Below are 16740 nucleotides of genomic sequence, written 5' to 3'. Positions count from 1 at the left end.
GGGTGAGCTCCGGGCTGGAGGAAATCCAGCTCGCGACGATCCTCCTGGTGGTGGTTGCCGGGTTCGCTGCTGGCTGGGTCGACGCGGTGGTCGGCGGCGGCGGCCTGCTCCAGCTGCCAGCACTGCTCCTGGTCCCGGGGATCACCCCGGTCCAGGCGCTGGCCACCAACAAGATGGGTTCGCTGTTCGGCACCACCACCAGTGCCATCACCTACTACCGGCGGGCCAAACCCGATCTGAGGACGGCTCTGCCGATGGCGGGGATAGCGCTGGTCGGCGGGTTTGGTGGTGCGATCATTGCGACGTCGTTGCCGTCGTCAGTGTTCAAGCCCATCATTGTTGTCGCACTCATCGCGGTGGCGGTGTTCACGGCGTTCCGGCCCACCGTCGGAACCCTGACCAAACTGCGTCATACCGGCGGCCGGCACTATGGGACGGCCGCAGCGATCGGTCTGGTGATCGGATTCTACGACGGGCTGATCGGCCCGGGGACCGGTTCTTTCCTGATCATCGCGATGGTCACCCTGCTCGGTTACAGCTTCCTCGACGCCAGCGCCAAGTCGAAGATCGTGAACCTTGCCACCAACTTTGGTGCGCTGATGTTCTTCCTCCCCAATGGCTCCCTGCTGTGGGGCCTGGGCCTGGTGCTGGGGTTGGCCAACATGGTCGGTGGCTATGTGGGGTCACGGATGGCCATCACCCAGGGCAGCAAATTCATCAGAATCGTCTTCCTCGTGGTGGTCAGCGCGCTGATCGCAAAGCTTGGGTACGACGTGTGGGTGGAAAACGTGCAGCCAGCGCTGCAGTAATTTCAAGCTGCAGTAATTCCAAGCTGACGTCATTCCGAGCTGCAGTGATACTGGCGCTGCCGGCCCGGGGCAGCGACCCCAGCCCCGCTTCAGGGCCGGGCCAGATCCGCTGCAGCGGGCAGTTCCGGGAGGGTACGGCGCAGCAGCGTGCTGGCCACCCACAGTGAACGCTGGGCGTTGTCCCGGTGTCCAGCTTCCACGGCGGAGAGGGCGTTCTGGACCTCCCGGACCACTGCCCAATCCCGTGCCAGAAGTGGGTCGAGGCCTGCTGCGAATGCCAGATCCGAGCACCGCTCCCGCAGATGGCCCTCCGGGTCGCCCGGGAACAGATCCCCAATCCGGTTCCACAGCATCGGGGCTACCGCAAACTCGGCGTCGCCTACCAGCGGCTTGGGATCGATGGCCAGGTAGCCCGCGGATCCGGTGGCATCAGAGTCCATCCGGCGCAGGATGTTGAGGTAGTGCAGGTCCGAGTGCACGAGAACATCCCGCTCGGACCGTCGCCCCACGGCTCCCCGTACCTGGCACACCTCCAGTGCGCATTCAAGGAGCCACCGGTCGAAGGGCCGTCCCAGCAGATCCCAGTCCGCAGGCATCGTGTCGGTCCACATCTCCGCCTGGGCGGCCACCGACGGAATGTCCCGCCACAGCTCACTCCCGTCCGGTGTCAGGGCCAGCTCCCGGACCAATCCACCCCAGATGGCGGCTGTCTCGTCCAGTGGCAGCCCGGCGAGAGACCGGTCTCCGTCCAGCCGCTCCAGCAGCAGCACGTAGTCATCGCGGGACGCCTCGAGCAGCCGCACCGCGCCCCGGCCTCCCCACAGGGTTAACGCATCGGGCTCGGTGAGTGCTTCGTCGTGGGGGATGCTGATCTTCAGGACGGCGGCGCTGCCATCGGCGCAGCGGACCGGCACTACCAGGGCCGCGCTACCGACCCAGGGCGGGGTGTCGCCCGGCAAGTCGATGCTGAGCCCCCACTCGGCGAGCGCAGTCCGGGCCAGGTCCCGCCACCTGTTCAGCCAGCCGTGCCCGGACGGCAGCTCGCGGGCGCCGCGAACCAGGGCGGAGGGGAGCTCGATCGCTGATACGTCCACGATCCCCAGTCTAGGCTCAGAGCGCTGACCCGGCGGGGAGCTAGACGAGGTTGCTCGCACCCAGGAGTGACCCAATCAGGTAGGTCGCGGCGAGCGCCAACGCACCCCCAATGACCACTCGCAGGGACGCGCGGAGCCTGGACGCGCCACCGATGGCTGCTCCCACCGCACCGGTGATCGACAGGGCTACCAGGACGGCAATGAAGGTGGTCGGAACCCGCCACTGCAGCGGTGGCAGCAGGATGGCAAGGAGGGGCAGGATGGCGCCCAGGATGAAGGCCGCGGCGGAGGCGAACGCGGCATTCCAGGCGCTCACCACGTCGGTCTCCTTGATACCCAATTCGGCGTCGAGGTGGGCTGCCAGCGCGTCGTGGCTGGTCAGTTCCACGGCGACGGTGTGTGCTGTGGCGGGCGTGAGCCCGCGTCCCTCATAGATGGCAGCAAGTTCGGCAAGCTCCTCCTCGGGTTGTTCGCTCAGTTCCCGCCGCTCCTTTTCGATCAACGCCCGCTGGCTGTCGCTCTGGCTGCTCACCGACACGAATTCGCCGAGCGCCATGGAGAGGGCACCACCGACCAGTGCCGCCAGGCCCGCGGTGAGGATCGGCCCGGGCGCATTGGTCACCCCTGCCACACCGACCACCACCGCTGCCACCGATACGATCCCGTCGTTGGCACCCAGGACCCCGGCCCGCAGCCAGTTCAGCCGGTGGGCCAGGTCGCCGCGGTGGGGCTCGTCTCCGTGGAGTGTGGCTGGGACCCCCGACAGGCCACCGGTATCCTCTGTTGCTGCCCTGCCCGTGCCGGACTCTTCCATGGTGGCTACCTTTCGTCTGCTCAGTCGATGATGCCGGGAAATGCTTCAAGGGTGCTGGTGGTCAACTGCCGCTGCTCGGCGACGTCGCTGAACCGTTCGACCGCCCACAGCCGTGCGGGTCCGTCAGTTAGTCCGACCAGATCCGCGTACATCCTCACCAGCTCCGTGTTCAGCCGGTTCAGGGTGCCCGTCGGGTCGTCAAAGAAGCCGGCGTCGAGGGCGTACGCGGGGATTTGCGTCGGCAGTTGTGTGCACGCCAGCCCCTGGAGGATACCCTCGCCCGCTAGCGCGGCGACGGCGTGCTGCTCGGCACGGTCGGTGAGCGGCGCGCCGTCGGCGATGCGCGCCGCTGCAACCTCGTAGGCGTACGCGGTCTGGTGCTCGGCGGACACCGCTGCACTGAGGTGCTCTGCCGCAGGCGGGTCGACGGGGTCCGTGGCAGTGCACTCGGGCTGCTGGCCGGGAGGGGCCCTTGGCAGCTGCTCCCATTCCGGTACCTCCAGGCCCTGCAGTCCTGCTAAGGACAGCGCCTGATGCCGCTGGCTGACGGCCACCGACGCGAGCAGACGCGCTATACCCGGTTCCGCGCCGACCGAGGCCTCCCGGTTCTGTTGTGCAGCGGAGAACAGGTCGGCCACGAAACTGGTGGGCGTGGGTGCCGGTTTCGAAATCGCTGTGGCCGGGGCGGAGCCGGCCGGCGCGGAGCCGTCCTTGGCTTCGGGTGCCCCGGGGGAGTCCCGACCCTCCCCTCCGGCGGGTTCTGTGGATGATGTGGCGGCGGAAACGGTGGGGGAGGAAACCGGCGAAAGGACAGGATGCCGGAGCGCCGTGGCCTGCTCCTGCAGCAGATCGGCCGTTGCAGCATAGGCGTCGCCGACGCCCGGACTGTCGGCGGCCGCACCGTCGGAAAGAATTGTTGCTTCGGCAGCGAGGTCGGTTGCAGATACTTCCGCATCCACCTGGGCCTGTTCTGTGAGCGACAGCTGAGGCGGGCCGGGGTCGGGGGGATCATCCAGGTTTAGCCCGAGGGCGATCACCAGGACGAAGGCGAGGACCAGGGCGAGGGTGCGGACAGTCCGGTGTGCGACGCCGCGGGCGACACCACGGGCAACGCCGAGGCCGGAACGCCGGGGGCCAGAAGAGTCCTTCACAACTCTTGATGATGTCACGATCCCCGCCCGTTCGGCGGCTGGTACCCCGTATTTGGTTCAAAGTCGCTACGCTAGAGCTACAACATCATCGAGTGGGAGGCAGCAATGGCGGTTCGGCCGGGCAATGACAGTCCGCCTGTGGCAAGTACGCTGCAGCAACAAGCGCGTGACGCGGACAACCAGGTGGAATCGACCAGGCTCACAGCGCTGCTGCAGCCCACCGTCGAGCAGCACGGGCTCTTCCTTGAGGCCGTGGAGATCAAGTCCGCTGGATCGGAACGCACCGTCAACGTGGTTGTTGACCTGCCGGAAGATCAGACCGGCAGCGTCAACCTCGACCTGATATCCGACGTCGCACACGACGTCTCACTGGCCATGGATGCAGACCCGCATGACCACGGGCGGCCCTACAGCCTTGAGGTTTCCTCACCGGGTGTGTCCCGACCGCTCACAGAGCCCCGCCACTGGCGCCGGAACGTGGGCCGCATGGTCACTGTCCGCCAGCTCAAAGGGGACGACATTACCGGGCGGCTTCTGGAAGTCAGCGGGGACAGCGTCCGGCTAACCCCCCAGATCCCGGTGAAGAAGGGGATGAAGCCGAAGACCGGCGACCCCCTGACCCTGCCTCTTGCGGGCATCCGCAAAGGCACCGTGCAGGTTGAGTTCGCGCACCTGGACGACACGCACCCAGATGAATCGCCTCTTGACGACAGCGGGGACGAGGGCACCTTCGACGATTCCCGCCCCACCACCACCACACCCACAGCTTCGGAGAACTAAATGGATATTGATATGAGTGCGCTCAGGCTGCTGGAGCGAGAACGGGAGATCCCGTTGGAGCTCCTGATCCCCACCATCGAGCAGGCACTGCTGGTCGCGTACCACAAGACCGCGGGATCGCAGGATACCGCGCGCGCTGAACTGGATCGCAAGAGCGGACACGTCACCATCTGGGCGACCGAGACCGACGACGACGGCGCCCCGGTCGGCGAGTTCGATGACACCCCCACGGGCTTCGGCAGGATTGCGGCGAGCACCGCGCGGCAGATCATTCTCCAGCGCCTCCGTGATGCGGAAGATGACAACATCCTGGGCGAGTTCCGCGGGAAAGAGGGCGAGCTGGTCGCAGGGATGATCCAGCAGGGCACCAACCCGCACATGATCCAGGTCAACCTCGGATCGGTGGAGGCGCTGCTTCCACCACCCGAGCAGGTGCCGGGGGAGAAGTATCTGCACGGCGCGCGGTTGCGTGCCTTCGTCGTCGACGTTCACCGCGGCATGAAGGGTCCCTCAATCACCCTGTCCCGGTCGCATCCGGGATTGGTCCGGAAACTGTTCGAACTGGAAGTACCCGAGATCGCCGACCACACGGTCGAAATTGTCGCGCTGGCCCGCGAGGCCGGGCACCGCACCAAGATCGCGGTGAAAGCAAAGGTTCCAGGCGTGAACGCCAAGGGTGCCTGCATTGGTGAGATGGGTTCCCGTGTCCGGGCGGTCATGAACGAGCTCAACGACGAAAAGATCGACATCGTCGACTACAGCGACGATCCAGCCACCTTCATTGCCAGTTCGTTGTCGCCCTCACGCGTCTCGTCGGTCACCATCACCGACGAGAGCACCCGGTCAGCGCGGGTGGTGGTACCCGATTACCAGCTGTCGCTGGCTATCGGCAAAGAGGGTCAGAACGCTCGACTGGCAGCGAAACTGACCGGGTGGCGGATCGACATTGTGTCCGACGCCGTCAAGGCCTGAAGACCGGGTAGTGCTGCCAATGCGGCCTTGCCTGCCGAAAAGAGCTAGAATGGAAGAGGCTTAGGTCATTGCCATCCCAACGTGCCGCGATCAGAACGTGCGTCGGTTGCCGGAAACGTGATGACCAGGCTGTTTTGCTGCGGTTGGTGAGAGGAAATCCGGACGGCTCCAACGTCGTCGTGATTGATGATCGCCGCCGACTCTCCGGTAGAGGTGCGTGGTTGCACCCCACGCCGGCGTGCCTGGAGCAGGCCCTCAAGAGGGGTGCTTTCAACCGAGCCTTTCGGGGTCAGGTTGACCCTCGCGAAGTCGAGGACCGGCTCCACACACTCAAGGAAGCTTCGCTACGGAGCCACCCTAAAGAAACCGTCCCCCCTGAAAGCGGGTCAGAAAACTGATGGATTCCCGATGAGTACCCAGCGATGAGTGCCCAACGATGAACAATCTGTTGAGCTTTGCAATCGGATTTTCAGTTGCCCCGGCGGCTGTGGTCTGCAGTAGGAAATAGTTGGTTCGTGCCTGACTCGGTGCGGACCGAGACAGGAGAAATGTGGCTAAGGTCCGCGTACACGAGCTCGCCAAAGAGCTCGGAATTACTTCGAAAGATGCAGTAGCCAAACTGCAGGAACTGGGCGAATTCGTCCGTTCCGCCTCGTCAACAATCGAGGCACCCGTCGTGAAGAAACTTCGCGGCGCTTTCCCGGCAGCACCCGCAGCAGCAGCAGCCAAGCCTGCCGCTGATCCGGCGCCCGCCAAGGCCGCGCCGGCACCTGCAGCAAGCCCAGCGGCTTCCACCCCTGCCCCGCCGAAGTCAGCCTCACCGGCTACTCCCGGTCCGAAGGCACCGGAGAAGGACCGCAAGGACACCCCCGCAGCCACCCCCGAACCAGCCGCCGCCCCGGCAGCGGCCCCGGCGGCTCCAGCAGCTGCTGAGCCAACAGCCCCGGAAGCCTCGTCGGCAGCCAAGCCGGGCGCACGCCCGGCACCCAAGCCGGCCGAGGCGCAGGCTCCTGCCGCGCGTTCCGGTTCGGCGGCCCGACCCGGTGCTCCCCGACCAGGCAACAACCCGTTCGCACCCTCGCAGGGCATGCCCCGCTCGGGTCGCGGCGACGGCGACCGCTCCGGCGGACCCCGCCCCGGCAACAACCCCTTCGCGCCATCCCAGGGCATGCCGCGTCCGGGACGCCGTGACGACGCGGCCGGCCAGCGGCCAGCCGCTGGTGCTGGCGGACCCCGCCCGGCAGCCGGTGCTGGTGGCCCACGGCCAGCGGCAGGCTCGGCGCGTCCGGGCGGTCCCCGTCCGGCAGCTGGCGCACCAGGATCACGTCCAACGCCGGGCATGATGCCCAACCGCACCGAACGCCCAGCGGCCCCAGGCCGTGGCGGCGCGGCGCGCCCAGGTGGCGGACCAGGCCGTGGCGGCCCAGGTGGCGCACCCGGTGCCGGTGGCGGCGCACCCGCCGGCGGCGGCTTCGGCAAGGGCGGTCGCGGACGCGGCGGCACTGCCGGTGCTTTCGGTAAGGGCGGCGCAGGACGCGGCAAGCAGCGCAAGTCGAAGCGTGCAAAGCGTCAGGAACTGGAGCAGATGTCAGCTCCGTCCCTGGGCGGCGTCAGCGTACCCCGCGGCGACGGCAACACTGTTGTCCGGTTGCGTCGTGGCTCCTCACTCTCCGAGTTCGCCGAGAAGATAGATGCGAACCCGGCGGCACTGGTCACGGTCCTGTTCCACCTTGGTGAAATGGCGACCGCCACCCAGTCCCTCGACGAAGGCACCTTCGAGGTGCTCGGCACGGAACTGGGTTACAAGATCCAGGTCGTTTCGCCGGAGGACGAGGAGCGCGAGCTGCTCGGCAACTTCGACATCGACATCGACGCCGAACTCGAAGCCGAGGGTGACACCCAGCTGGAGGCCCGTCCTCCAGTGGTCACCGTCATGGGCCACGTCGACCACGGTAAGACGCGCCTGCTGGATGCGATCCGCAAGTCGAACGTCGTCGAAGGCGAGCACGGCGGCATCACCCAGCACATCGGTGCCTACCAGATCGACCACGAGCATGAGGGCACCGAGCGCGCCATCACGTTCATTGACACCCCCGGCCACGAGGCGTTCACCGCCATGCGTGCCCGTGGTGCCAAGGTCACCGACATCGCGGTCCTGGTTGTCGCGGCCGACGACGGCGTCATGCCCCAGACGGTTGAGGCACTGAACCACGCCCAGGCGGCCAACGTGCCGATCGTCGTCGCAGTGAACAAGATCGACCGCGAAGGGGCCAACCCCGACAAGGTCAAGGGTCAGCTCACCGAGTACGGTCTGGTCCCCGAGGAATACGGTGGCGACACCATGTTCGTCCACGTGTCGGCGCTCAAGGGTGAAGGCATCGACGAACTGCTCGAAGCTGTCCTCTTGACCGCTGACGCTGCACTCGACATGCGGGCCAACCCGAACAAGGACGCCCGCGGTATCGCCATCGAAGCCAACCTGGACAAGGGCCGCGGTGCTGTTGCAACCGTGCTGGTCCAGTCCGGAACGCTGAACGTCGGCGACACGATCGTCGCCGGTGTGGCGCACGGACGTGTCCGGGCGATGTTCAACGAGGACGGCGACAACGTCATGGTCGCAGGACCATCCCGCCCCGTTCAGGTGCTGGGCCTCTCGACGGTCCCGCGCGCCGGTGACACCTTCCTGGTGACACCTGACGAGCGGACCGGCCGCCAGATCGCCGAGAAGCGTGAAGCAGCCGACCGTAACGCAGCCCTGGCGAAGCGCCGCAAGCGCATCAGCCTCGAGGACTTCGACCAGGCCGTCGCAGACGGCAAGGTCGACACCCTCAACCTCATCCTCAAGGGCGACGTCTCCGGTGCTGTCGAAGCACTCGAAGATTCTCTGCTCAAGATCGATGTGGGCGATGGAGTTGCGCTGCGGGTCATCCACCGTGGCGTCGGCGCCATCACGCAGAACGACGTCAACCTGGCCACCGTGGACTCGGCGATCATCATCGGGTTCAACGTCCGGCCAGCCGAGCGGGTGGCAGACCTTGCCGACCGCGAAGGTGTCGACCTGCGCTTCTACTCGGTCATCTACGCAGCAATCGATGACATTGAGGCAGCACTCAAGGGCATGCTCAAGCCCGAGTACGAAGAAGCGCAACTCGGAACCGCAGAGATCCGGGAAGTCTTCAGGTCCTCGAAGTTCGGCAACATTGCCGGATCGATCGTCCGCTCCGGTGTCATCCGCAGGAACTCCAAGGCACGTCTGGTCCGCGACGGGACGGTTGTCGGCGACAACCTCACGGTCGAGTCTCTACGTCGTTTCAAGGACGATGCCACCGAGGTCCGCACGGACTTCGAGTGTGGTATCGGCCTCGGGTCCTTCAATGACGTCAAGGAAGGCGACATTGTCGAGACCTACGAGATGCGCGAGAAGCCGCGCGTCTAGGTTGTTGAAGTTGTGGGCGGGCGCCCCGGGATCCGGGGCGCCTTTGCCCATTTCGCTGCTGGGGCCGCAGGAGAAATCCGGCGGCCCTTGCCCACTTCGCGCCCGCACTCTGGACTTGGTGTTTAGTTTTCCGGTCGGCGGGCGCTCAGACGCCCACCAACCATGGGCTGCCGGATTTCTCCAACGGCTCGGGTTGGGCGTCTGGCCCGGCCGCCGGATATCGACGACGGCCGCGCGTCACAGACTGCGCGATTTGATCGCCCGGTAGCCAACCATGGCGTTCCCGGGCGTCCCTGAAGTACCCGTTTTAGTAATTGTTTAGGCAAGAGGAGTTAGTTATGGCAGATCCGGCACGGGCTTCACGGCTCGCCCAACGGATTAAGGTAATTGTCGCTGAGGCTCTGCGCCGCCGGGTCAAGGATCCACGGCTCGAGGCCGTGACCATCACGGACGCACGGGTCACCAACGACCTCCAGCACGCGACCCTGTACTACACGGTCTTCGGCGATGCAGACGAGCAGGCTGCCACCCGCACCGCCCTCGAGTCGGCCCGCGGTGTGCTGCGGTCAGAGGTGGGACGGAACATCACCGCCCGCCTGACGCCGACCCTCGAATTCGTTCCCGACGAAATCCCGGTCAACGCGAGCCATCTCGAAGAGCTGCTGCGGACTGCCCGGGAGCGTGACGCGGAAGTTGCCGCGATCGCCCAGGGCGCAAAGTTCGCGGGGGACGCGGACCCGTACCGCAAACCGGACGAGGACGACGACGAGGCTGAGCCGGCGAATCCCGACGCCGCCAAGTAGGTCAGTACACATTAGGCCAGTACACACGGGAGGGCGGGTCCGCAGCAGCGGACCCGCCCTCCCGGCGTTAACACTGGTTGAATTCCTGCTGGTCAGTCCTGGTTGGCGTCGGCCGTGTCACCGGTCGGTTCCTGCCCGGACGGGTACCAGCCGTGTCCGCCGTTGAGCTTCACCTTGATCACCTTCCCGTCGGGAGGTGTCCCTTCTCCGGGGAGGACATCGGTGGTGGCGTACAGGGTCGACCCCCGCAGCTCGACCTCTGCGGGCAGGGGGACCTCCAGCAGCGGCTGCGCCGTTGACGATCCACGGGGGATGACCGAAATCCGGTTCGCGAACAGCTCAGCCACGTAGATGTTCCCGCCCCCGTCCACTGCCACCCCGGTGGGGGTGACCAGCCCGGTAGCCACCTGGGTGGCGGTGCCCTTCCACAGGTTGACGGCGAACACGGAGCCGAGGGCTCCGAGCGACGGATCCTCCGGCCCGCCGGGTAGCGAGGTCACATAGAGCTTGCCGTTCCACCCGATCTCGATGTCAGTGGGCACCGGTTCCAGGTAGTAGGTGGAGCCCACAGCGCACGGATCGAGTCCGAGCGCCGCCGCCCGTTCCTCGTTGATTTCGAGGGGGATTGCGGGCAGGACCGCGACGGTGGACACCTTGCCCCACCGGTCAACCCTGAAGATCGCATTGGCTCCAGCATCCGCTACGAGTACCTGGGAGCCGAGGGCCACGGTGGCATAGGGGTTGGAATCCTGGGCTCCGGGGTACCGTGCGAAGGGACCCAGATTGACCTGTGCGGCCAGGCACTCCTCGTCCAGGTCCCTGAACCCGTAGATGGTGCCGCCGTCAGGATTCGCCGCACGTTCATACGCGGCGATGTCGGTGATGGTCCTGACCTTGCCGCGCCTGTCAATGGACTTCAGAAGGGACTCGTTGGCTGCCGGTATGCCCTCACCCGCGCCAACAGTCATCGTGTAATAGGTGGTTCCCCCGAAGCGGGACACCGAGCCTGAGAAGTAGCCGGGCATGGCATCGAGTTGCTGGATCGAACCATCCGCCGCGATGCGGTCGACGGTCCCGTCGAAGGATTGGGCGACGTCGAACGATTTCCCAGGTCCGAGGGCGAGCCGCAGGGGCGACAGGAGTCCATCGGCCAGGGTGGTGGTCTTACCCGGGGTGGGGAGGGGTTTACTGTATTCCCAGGAATGCGCGGGGCCGGCTCCGAGCCCCAGGGTCGCCGCAAGTGCGATGGATGCGAGCGCGGCGGAGGTTGCTTTTTTCACGGTGTATCTCCTCAACATTGACGAAAGTGACAACGTGAGACCCTTTTCCGGCGAGAACGCCGCGCGCCCCATGCCCCCAAATCGTCCGCGTAAGCGTCATTCTGGGACGGTAGACCACCGAAACATTCACAGGATAGACCCAGCTAACTTTGATGTAAATGTCAGCCAGAAACTGAGCTGGTTCTAGTCGTGGTGGCGTGGTGGGCGGCCCGGGAGTCGCGACAGACCCTCCACCAGCTCATCGGTATCGCCACACAGCGAGATGCGAATCCACCCCTCACCTATCGAACCGAAGGCGGTGCCCGGAGCGACCGCAACACCCTGCTCCCTCAGCAGCCGGTGCACCCAGTCCCTGACGTTTCCGTCGGTGGCGTGGGAGAGGTCGGCCCACAGGTAGAACGCGCCCTGCGCGTCGAGAAAGTCGATTCCCAGCGCTGCCAGGACCGCCGACGCAGCATCCCGGTTGCGGCGGTAATGATCCAGTGCGGTGGCGACGTAGTCCTGGGGCCCGGTCAGGGCCGCCAAGGCCGAATACTGCGAGGACGCCGCAACGCAGGAGACGATCGATTCCATGACATTGTCCAGACGCTGCTGCATCCCCGGCGGGGTGATCAACGCACCAACCCGGATCCCGGTCAGTCCGTACGTCTTGGACAGGGTCACCGAGGTGAAGACCCGCGCCGAGGAATCTATCGGGCAGTCAGCCGACCCGTCAGCGGATCCCGACCCATCAAAGCGTGCTGGGCTGACGTGGGGCACATCGTAGGTGAACGACTCGTAGCACTCGTCGGAAATGACCCACAGGTCATGCGCCCGGGCGAACTCCATCAGCGCCCGGGTCAGGTCCTCGCTGAACACCGCGCCCAGTGGGTTGGACGGCGAATTGAGGACCAGCACCCGGGTACGGGGCCCGACGAGCCGCTCCAGGTCCTCAACCCGTGGCTGGAACCCGTGCCCGGCGTGGAGCGGGTACTCCACCGGGACCGCATGGAGCAGGCGGGCTGTCATCCCGAACGTGGGGTACCCGGGGTTCGGAATCAGGACTTCATCCCCGACCCCGAGCAACAGGCTCATCGCCAGGTGTAGGCCCTGCTGCGCGCCGGCCGTCACGTACACTCGCGCCGGATCCACGTCGACTGAATTCTGGTCGCCGAACCGCTTGGCGAAGGCTTCCCGCAGCGGTGCGATGCCGGCGTTGGGTGTGTAGTTCGTCTCATCCCGGTCAAGCGCGGCCATCCCCGCCTCCAGCACATGCCGCGCCACCGCGAAGCCTGGTTCCCCGATACTGAGCACGATCGCGCCGGGGGTGGCCCAGGCGGCCTGCGTGATTTCGCGGATCTGGTTCGGTGGCAGCGCAGCGGCGTGGATCGAGATGTTCGGCATCGGCCTAGCGTATCGCCGCCCGGGCGGGCTGGCCGCCGACGACCCGGCGGCGCAGCCGATCCCGATCCGTCCCGGTGGGCTCCGCCGCCGGACGGCGGCCCACTACATCCCGCCTATACTGAGAGGCGTGAATTCCGGGCAAGTCCACTCAGGACTGATTATCGTGGACAAGCCTCAGGGCTGGACCAGCCATGACGTGGTGAGCAAGATGAGGCGGCTCGCGGGAACCCGGAAGGTGGGCCACGCGGGCACCCTCGACCCGATGGCGACAGGGGTGCTGGTGGTCGGCATCAACCGCGCCACCCGGCTGCTGACCTTTGTGGTGGGCACCTCCAAGACCTACACGGCCACCATCAGGCTCGGCCAGTCAACAGTGACCGACGATGCCGAGGGCGACGTCGTCACCACCACCTCGGCCGCCGATATCACTGGCGAGGCCATTCGCGCTGGAGTTGCGGCCCTCACCGGCGACATCGAACAGGTCCCCAGCAGCGTGAGCGCCATCAAGGTCAAGGGTCAGCGTGCCTATACCCGGGTCCGCTCCGGCGAGGACGTTGTCCTCGCGGCCCGTCCCGTGACCATCCACCGGTTCGAGCTTCACGACATGCGGACGGTGACAGACCCGGACGCCGACGAGACCCTGCTGGATCTCGATGTCACCGTCGAATGCAGCTCCGGCACCTACATCCGCGCCCTGGCCCGTGACCTGGGCCGGGCGCTCGGGGTCGGCGGCCACCTGACCGCACTCCGGCGCACCCAGGTGGGGCCCTACTCTTTGGACCAGGCTTCCACCCTCGAGGAGCTCGCCACCGACCTGCGGCTCCTCCCTATCAACGACGCGGCACGGGTCCTGTTCACCCCGCGGGAACTCTCCGCTGGCGAGGCGCTCGACCTGTCCCACGGACGGTTTATCCCGGCCGGGGACGACGGCGGTCCGGTGGCGGCGTTCGCTCCCGACGGCACCCTGGTTGCCCTGCTGAAAAACTCGGCCGACCGGGCGCGCCCCCTGCTGGTCTTCGCCCCCGGCAACGAGACCTCCGCCGGTGAGAACGGCACCCCCTCATGATCGTGGACGGGTTTTTCATTACCGGCGTGATCGTTTGCGTGGTCTCGGCGGTCATCTGCTTCGGCGCGGCGGCGATCCGGCAGCCGCCCAACGACGTCACCATCCTCTCTGTCGCTGCCGTCGAACTGTTCCTGCTGGTCTACGGTGTGGCAGCCATCATCAGGCAGACCGGTGGCGAGCCGATTGCCGGGGAGACCTGGGAGTTCTGGGGCTACCTCCTCACCGCGCTGTGTATCCCGCTGGCCGGGTTCTGGTGGGCCATCCTGGAGCGCAGCCGATGGAGCAACGTGGTACTCGGCGCCGTCGGGATCACCGTCTTCGTTATGCTGTTCCGGATGGAACAGATCTGGGACCGGGTGCCCCTGTGAGCACGCGCCGCACTGAAACGTCCCCGGCAGGGCCCTCCCGTCACCGCAACAGCGGTCCGGGTCGCCTACTGATCGCCGTCTACGGTATTTTCGCCCTCGCGGCAACCGCACGGGCCGTCTTCCAGATCAGCACCAAGTTCGCCGAAGCCCCGCTGGCTTACCTCCTGACCGCCCTCGCGGCCGGCGTGTATGTCCTCGCCACGGTGTCCCTGGCGATGCCCGGGCGGCGTTGGTACTGGATCTCGGTGGGCGCGGTCGGCCTGGAACTGGTCGGTGTGCTGACCATCGGGCTGTTCAGCCTCCTCGACCCCGAGGCGTTCCCCAACGACACCGTCTGGTCGCTCTTTGGACGCGGGTACGGCTTCGTTCCCCTGCTCCTGCCGGTGCTGGGGCTCTGGTGGCTCTATCTCAACCGGCGCGGGCGGGCAGCTGAACCCGCCACCGAGCGGGCCAGCCCCACTGCGTGAGAGTATGTCAGCAGCACACAGATTTCACCTTCGACCAGTAGCGGCACATCCATAAGGGAGCCTCATGTCCAGCCCAGAGAATCACCCCACCGGCAATCCACAGGACAGCACCCGTCCAGGCCCCGGCAGCAAGCCGTCCAGCCCAGCGGCTGGCCAGTCACGCCCCGCTGGCTCCCAGCCGGCCCCCGGTCAGTCACGCCCTGCTGGGAGCCAGCCGAGCCCCGCCCCCGGAGCATCGTCCCGGACCGCTACGCCGTCAACGGATCCGAAAACGGCTGCGAAGAGCTCGAAGAAGGCCACCAAACCCAAGTCGGCCAAGGGGGAGTGGGGCGTCTTCCGGACAGTCGTCGTCCTGGTCGGGCTGATCCTCGCCGGTTTCGGCGCGTACTACCTGATCACCGGGACCTCGGGCCTGCCCGACACCGATATTGGCACCCCCAGCCCCACCCTGGAAAGCCAGTTCCGGTTCTTCGCCGCGATGATGGTGGGTGTTGGTGCCGCGTTCATCACCATCGGTGTGAAGTTCGAATGGGCGAACATGCTGTGGATGGTCTGCCTGATGGTCTTCATCGGCGGGATTGGCCGCGTCCTGTCCTGGGCATTCTCCGGGACCCCGCACTACATGATGATCATCCTGATGGTCATCGAACTCGCTTTCCCGGCCGCCCTGCTGGTCTGGCACCGGTACATCGCGAAGACCACTGAAATCCGCAACGAGTACGCCGCCCGCGGCTAATCAGCCCACGGGCGGCACGCTGTGCCGGCGCACTGCCGGGCAGCACTGAACGAAGAAACGAAAGAGGAGATGCGTGTACTACTGGAATGACCTGACCAGTGTTCCGAATGGTTTTGGTCCATCTGTGGTCACCATCGGCAACTTCGACGGCGTCCACATCGGGCACCAGCGGGTGTTGCAGCACCTGGTTGCAGCGGCGGAGTCGCATCATGCCGCGGCGGTGGTGGTGTCCTTCGAACCGCACCCGGCAAAGGTCCACCGCCCGGATCAGGCGCCCGAGCTCATCATGGGCCTCGAGGACCGGATTGAAACCCTCGCCACCACCGGCATCCAGGCATTGGTCATGATGCACTACACGCTGGAACTGGCGGCAAACACCCCCGAGGAGTTTGTCACCAAGGTCTTCGTCGACGCCCTGGACGCACGGGCAGTCGTGGTGGGACGGGACGTCAGGTTTGGCCGTGACAACAGCGGTGACCTGGACACCATGCGGGAACTCGGCGCGAAGCTCGGCTTCGAAGTGATCGTCATCGACGACTTCGGTGCCAGCCCCACCGAACCCACCGAGGCCGACGGCGACCGGCGCTGCTCCTCCACCTGGGTCCGCGAAGCGCTGGAGGACGGCGACGTCGCCACGGCGGCACGGATCCTCGGGCGTCCGCACCGGATGCGGGGAGAAGTGGTGCACGGTGCCGCCCGGGGGAGGGAGCTGGGCTACCCGACCGCCAACCTGTCCCCGGACTCCGGAGGCTACATTCCCGCTGACGGAATCTACGCCGGGTGGCTGCTGGATGAAGCGGGGACCCGCTGGCCGGCTGCCATCTCGGTGGGGTCGAACCCCACCTTCGAGGGCGTCAGCCGGCACGTTGAAGCCCACGTCATTGACCGGCCCCAGGAAGAGGTCTCCGACTTCGACCTGTACGGGCAGATCATCATCGTCGAGTTCACCCAGCGGCTCCGGGGAATGGTCGCCTACACCGGGCCCGAGGCGCTGATCGCACAAATGCACCTGGACGTCGTACGCACGCGCGAGGTCCTTTCGACAGAACAACACCACAGCAGGTAAACTCGAACGTGGATCCGGCTGCAGTCCGTGGTGGCTGGATCTTTCTGTGTCCATGGCTCGGCAGCGAAGCTCCAAGTGAATCTAGCTGCCGTGAAGACCAGGAAAATTGTTCACGGTACAACTCTAGGAGTTTATTGTGGCCCTTGACGCCGCTATCAAGCAGGAAATCATCAAGGAATATGCAACCGGGGAAGCCGATACCGGCTCACCTGAGGTGCAGATTGCTATGCTGTCCCGCCGTATTCTCGACCTGACCGAACACCTCAAGATGCACAAGCACGACCACCACACGCGTCGTGGCCTGCTCCTGATGGTTGGACGCCGTCGTCGTCTGCTGGACTACCTGCGCAAGACTGACATCACGCGTTACCGTACGCTCATCGAGCGTCTCGGCCTGCGCCGCTAGTAACACACGTGGGGCGGCGCCTTCCTTGAAGGGAAGGAGCCGCCTTCCACATGTGGCCACCGGCCACACGAACAACTCAACACATTGGAGCCAGGCAGGCACCGCGCAT

17 protein-coding genes are annotated in these 16740 nt (G+C 66.0%); 12 read left to right on the top strand and 5 right to left on the bottom strand.

Translation table 11 applies throughout. The annotated features are described in order from the left end of the window. Nucleotides 1-2 precede the first annotated feature (2 nt). Nucleotides 3-809 (top strand): sulfite exporter TauE/SafE family protein, encoded by an 807-nt coding sequence (locus IWX64_RS06430; protein WP_196866323.1) that lies wholly within the window; start codon nucleotides 3-5, stop codon nucleotides 807-809. Nucleotides 810-898: 89 nt separating this feature from the next. On the opposite strand, the gene IWX64_RS06425 is transcribed toward IWX64_RS06430, so the two are convergent. From IWX64_RS06425 to IWX64_RS06415, 3 genes are read right to left on the bottom strand one after another with little or no spacing between them, the layout of a single operon-like run. Continuing rightward, nucleotides 899-1903 carry an aminoglycoside phosphotransferase family protein gene (locus IWX64_RS06425; protein WP_196866322.1) on the bottom strand — a complete coding sequence of 335 codons (1005 nt, stop codon included), beginning with the start codon at nucleotides 1901-1903 and terminating at the stop codon, nucleotides 899-901. Between the two features lie 40 nt (nucleotides 1904-1943). Beyond that, nucleotides 1944-2717, bottom strand: a complete 774-nt coding sequence (locus IWX64_RS06420) for a VIT1/CCC1 transporter family protein (protein ID WP_196866321.1) — start codon at nucleotides 2715-2717, stop codon at nucleotides 1944-1946. Nucleotides 2718-2737: 20 nt separating this feature from the next. Next, the gene (locus IWX64_RS06415; protein WP_196866320.1) at nucleotides 2738-3868 is read right to left on the bottom strand and encodes a DUF4439 domain-containing protein; all 1131 of its coding nucleotides are present in this window, start codon (nucleotides 3866-3868) and stop codon (nucleotides 2738-2740) included. Between the two features lie 105 nt (nucleotides 3869-3973). Between IWX64_RS06415 and rimP the strand changes: the two genes are divergently transcribed. From rimP to rbfA, 5 genes are all read left to right on the top strand, one after another. Then, nucleotides 3974-4648, top strand: a complete 675-nt coding sequence (rimP, locus tag IWX64_RS06410) for a ribosome maturation factor RimP (protein WP_196866319.1) — start codon at nucleotides 3974-3976, stop codon at nucleotides 4646-4648. Continuing rightward, the gene (gene nusA, locus IWX64_RS06405) at nucleotides 4649-5620 is read left to right on the top strand and encodes a transcription termination factor NusA (RefSeq protein ID WP_196866318.1); all 972 of its coding nucleotides are present in this window, start codon (nucleotides 4649-4651) and stop codon (nucleotides 5618-5620) included. It abuts the gene before it with no gap. 68 nt (nucleotides 5621-5688) lie between these two features. Further along, the gene (locus IWX64_RS06400; RefSeq protein WP_196866317.1) at nucleotides 5689-6018 is read left to right on the top strand and encodes a YlxR family protein; all 330 of its coding nucleotides are present in this window, start codon (nucleotides 5689-5691) and stop codon (nucleotides 6016-6018) included. A gap of 152 nt (nucleotides 6019-6170) precedes the next feature. Next, nucleotides 6171-9056, top strand: a complete 2886-nt coding sequence (infB, locus tag IWX64_RS06395) for a translation initiation factor IF-2 (protein WP_196866316.1) — start codon at nucleotides 6171-6173, stop codon at nucleotides 9054-9056. 338 nt (nucleotides 9057-9394) lie between these two features. After that, nucleotides 9395-9859: a 30S ribosome-binding factor RbfA gene (gene rbfA / locus IWX64_RS06390; protein ID WP_196866315.1), complete on the top strand. Its 465-nt coding sequence runs from the start codon at nucleotides 9395-9397 to the stop codon at nucleotides 9857-9859. A 92-nt stretch (nucleotides 9860-9951) separates the two neighbouring features. On the opposite strand, the gene IWX64_RS06385 is transcribed toward rbfA, so the two are convergent. Both IWX64_RS06385 and IWX64_RS06380 read right to left on the bottom strand, forming a co-directional pair. Then, the gene (locus IWX64_RS06385) at nucleotides 9952-11139 is read right to left on the bottom strand and encodes a ScyD/ScyE family protein (RefSeq protein ID WP_196866314.1); all 1188 of its coding nucleotides are present in this window, start codon (nucleotides 11137-11139) and stop codon (nucleotides 9952-9954) included. 183 nt (nucleotides 11140-11322) lie between these two features. Then, nucleotides 11323-12522 (bottom strand): pyridoxal phosphate-dependent aminotransferase, encoded by a 1200-nt coding sequence (locus tag IWX64_RS06380; protein ID WP_196866313.1) that lies wholly within the window; start codon nucleotides 12520-12522, stop codon nucleotides 11323-11325. Here IWX64_RS06380 and truB point away from each other — a divergent pair. The 6 genes from truB to rpsO all read left to right on the top strand — a co-directional run bounded on the left by truB (nucleotide 12512) and on the right by rpsO (nucleotide 16631). Continuing rightward, a complete protein-coding gene (gene truB / locus IWX64_RS06375; protein ID WP_196866312.1) occupies nucleotides 12512-13588 on the top strand; it encodes a tRNA pseudouridine(55) synthase TruB in 1077 nt (358 codons plus the stop codon). The two genes, IWX64_RS06380 and truB, sit on opposite strands and share 11 nt — an antisense overlap. Then, nucleotides 13585-13956, top strand: coding sequence for a hypothetical protein (locus IWX64_RS06370; protein ID WP_196866311.1), 372 nt, complete (start codon nucleotides 13585-13587; stop codon nucleotides 13954-13956). Before truB ends, IWX64_RS06370 begins: the two co-directional genes overlap by 4 nt. Further along, the gene (locus tag IWX64_RS06365; protein WP_196866310.1) at nucleotides 13953-14423 is read left to right on the top strand and encodes a hypothetical protein; all 471 of its coding nucleotides are present in this window, start codon (nucleotides 13953-13955) and stop codon (nucleotides 14421-14423) included. Before IWX64_RS06370 ends, IWX64_RS06365 begins: the two co-directional genes overlap by 4 nt. Nucleotides 14424-14487: 64 nt before the next feature. Further along, the gene (locus IWX64_RS06360) at nucleotides 14488-15159 is read left to right on the top strand and encodes a DUF4345 domain-containing protein (RefSeq protein WP_196866309.1); all 672 of its coding nucleotides are present in this window, start codon (nucleotides 14488-14490) and stop codon (nucleotides 15157-15159) included. A 73-nt stretch (nucleotides 15160-15232) separates the two neighbouring features. Next, nucleotides 15233-16225 carry a bifunctional riboflavin kinase/FAD synthetase gene (locus IWX64_RS06355; protein ID WP_196866308.1) on the top strand — a complete coding sequence of 331 codons (993 nt, stop codon included), beginning with the start codon at nucleotides 15233-15235 and terminating at the stop codon, nucleotides 16223-16225. Nucleotides 16226-16361: 136 nt separating this feature from the next. Then, on the top strand, nucleotides 16362-16631 hold the full coding sequence (gene rpsO, locus IWX64_RS06350) for a 30S ribosomal protein S15 (protein WP_019483462.1): 270 nt from the start codon (nucleotides 16362-16364) through the stop codon (nucleotides 16629-16631). The last annotated feature ends 109 nt before the right edge of the window (nucleotides 16632-16740 follow it).

This window comes from Arthrobacter sp. CAN_A212, from assembly GCF_015752345.1.
Classification (GTDB): Bacteria; Actinomycetota; Actinomycetes; order Actinomycetales; family Micrococcaceae; genus Arthrobacter_D.
The sequence above is the reverse complement of the archived record's forward strand: the minus strand, read 5'-3'. Positions and strand labels throughout refer to the sequence as shown.

Excerpts from the sequence above, each read along its gene's own strand:
- IWX64_RS06370 (WP_196866311.1), top strand. The coding sequence starts at position 13,585 with ATGATCGTGGACGGGTTTTTCATTACCGGCGTGATCGTTTGCGTGGTC.
- rimP (WP_196866319.1), top strand. The coding sequence starts at position 3,974 with ATGGCGGTTCGGCCGGGCAATGACAGTCCGCCTGTGGCAAGTACGCTG.
- IWX64_RS06360 (WP_196866309.1), top strand. The coding sequence starts at position 14,488 with ATGTCCAGCCCAGAGAATCACCCCACCGGCAATCCACAGGACAGCACC.
- IWX64_RS06380 (WP_196866313.1), bottom strand. The coding sequence starts at position 12,522 with ATGCCGAACATCTCGATCCACGCCGCTGCGCTGCCACCGAACCAGATC.
- rbfA (WP_196866315.1), top strand. The coding sequence starts at position 9,395 with ATGGCAGATCCGGCACGGGCTTCACGGCTCGCCCAACGGATTAAGGTA.
- IWX64_RS06420 (WP_196866321.1), bottom strand. The coding sequence starts at position 2,717 with ATGGAAGAGTCCGGCACGGGCAGGGCAGCAACAGAGGATACCGGTGGC.
- nusA (WP_196866318.1), top strand. The coding sequence starts at position 4,649 with ATGGATATTGATATGAGTGCGCTCAGGCTGCTGGAGCGAGAACGGGAG.
- truB (WP_196866312.1), top strand. The coding sequence starts at position 12,512 with ATGTTCGGCATCGGCCTAGCGTATCGCCGCCCGGGCGGGCTGGCCGCC.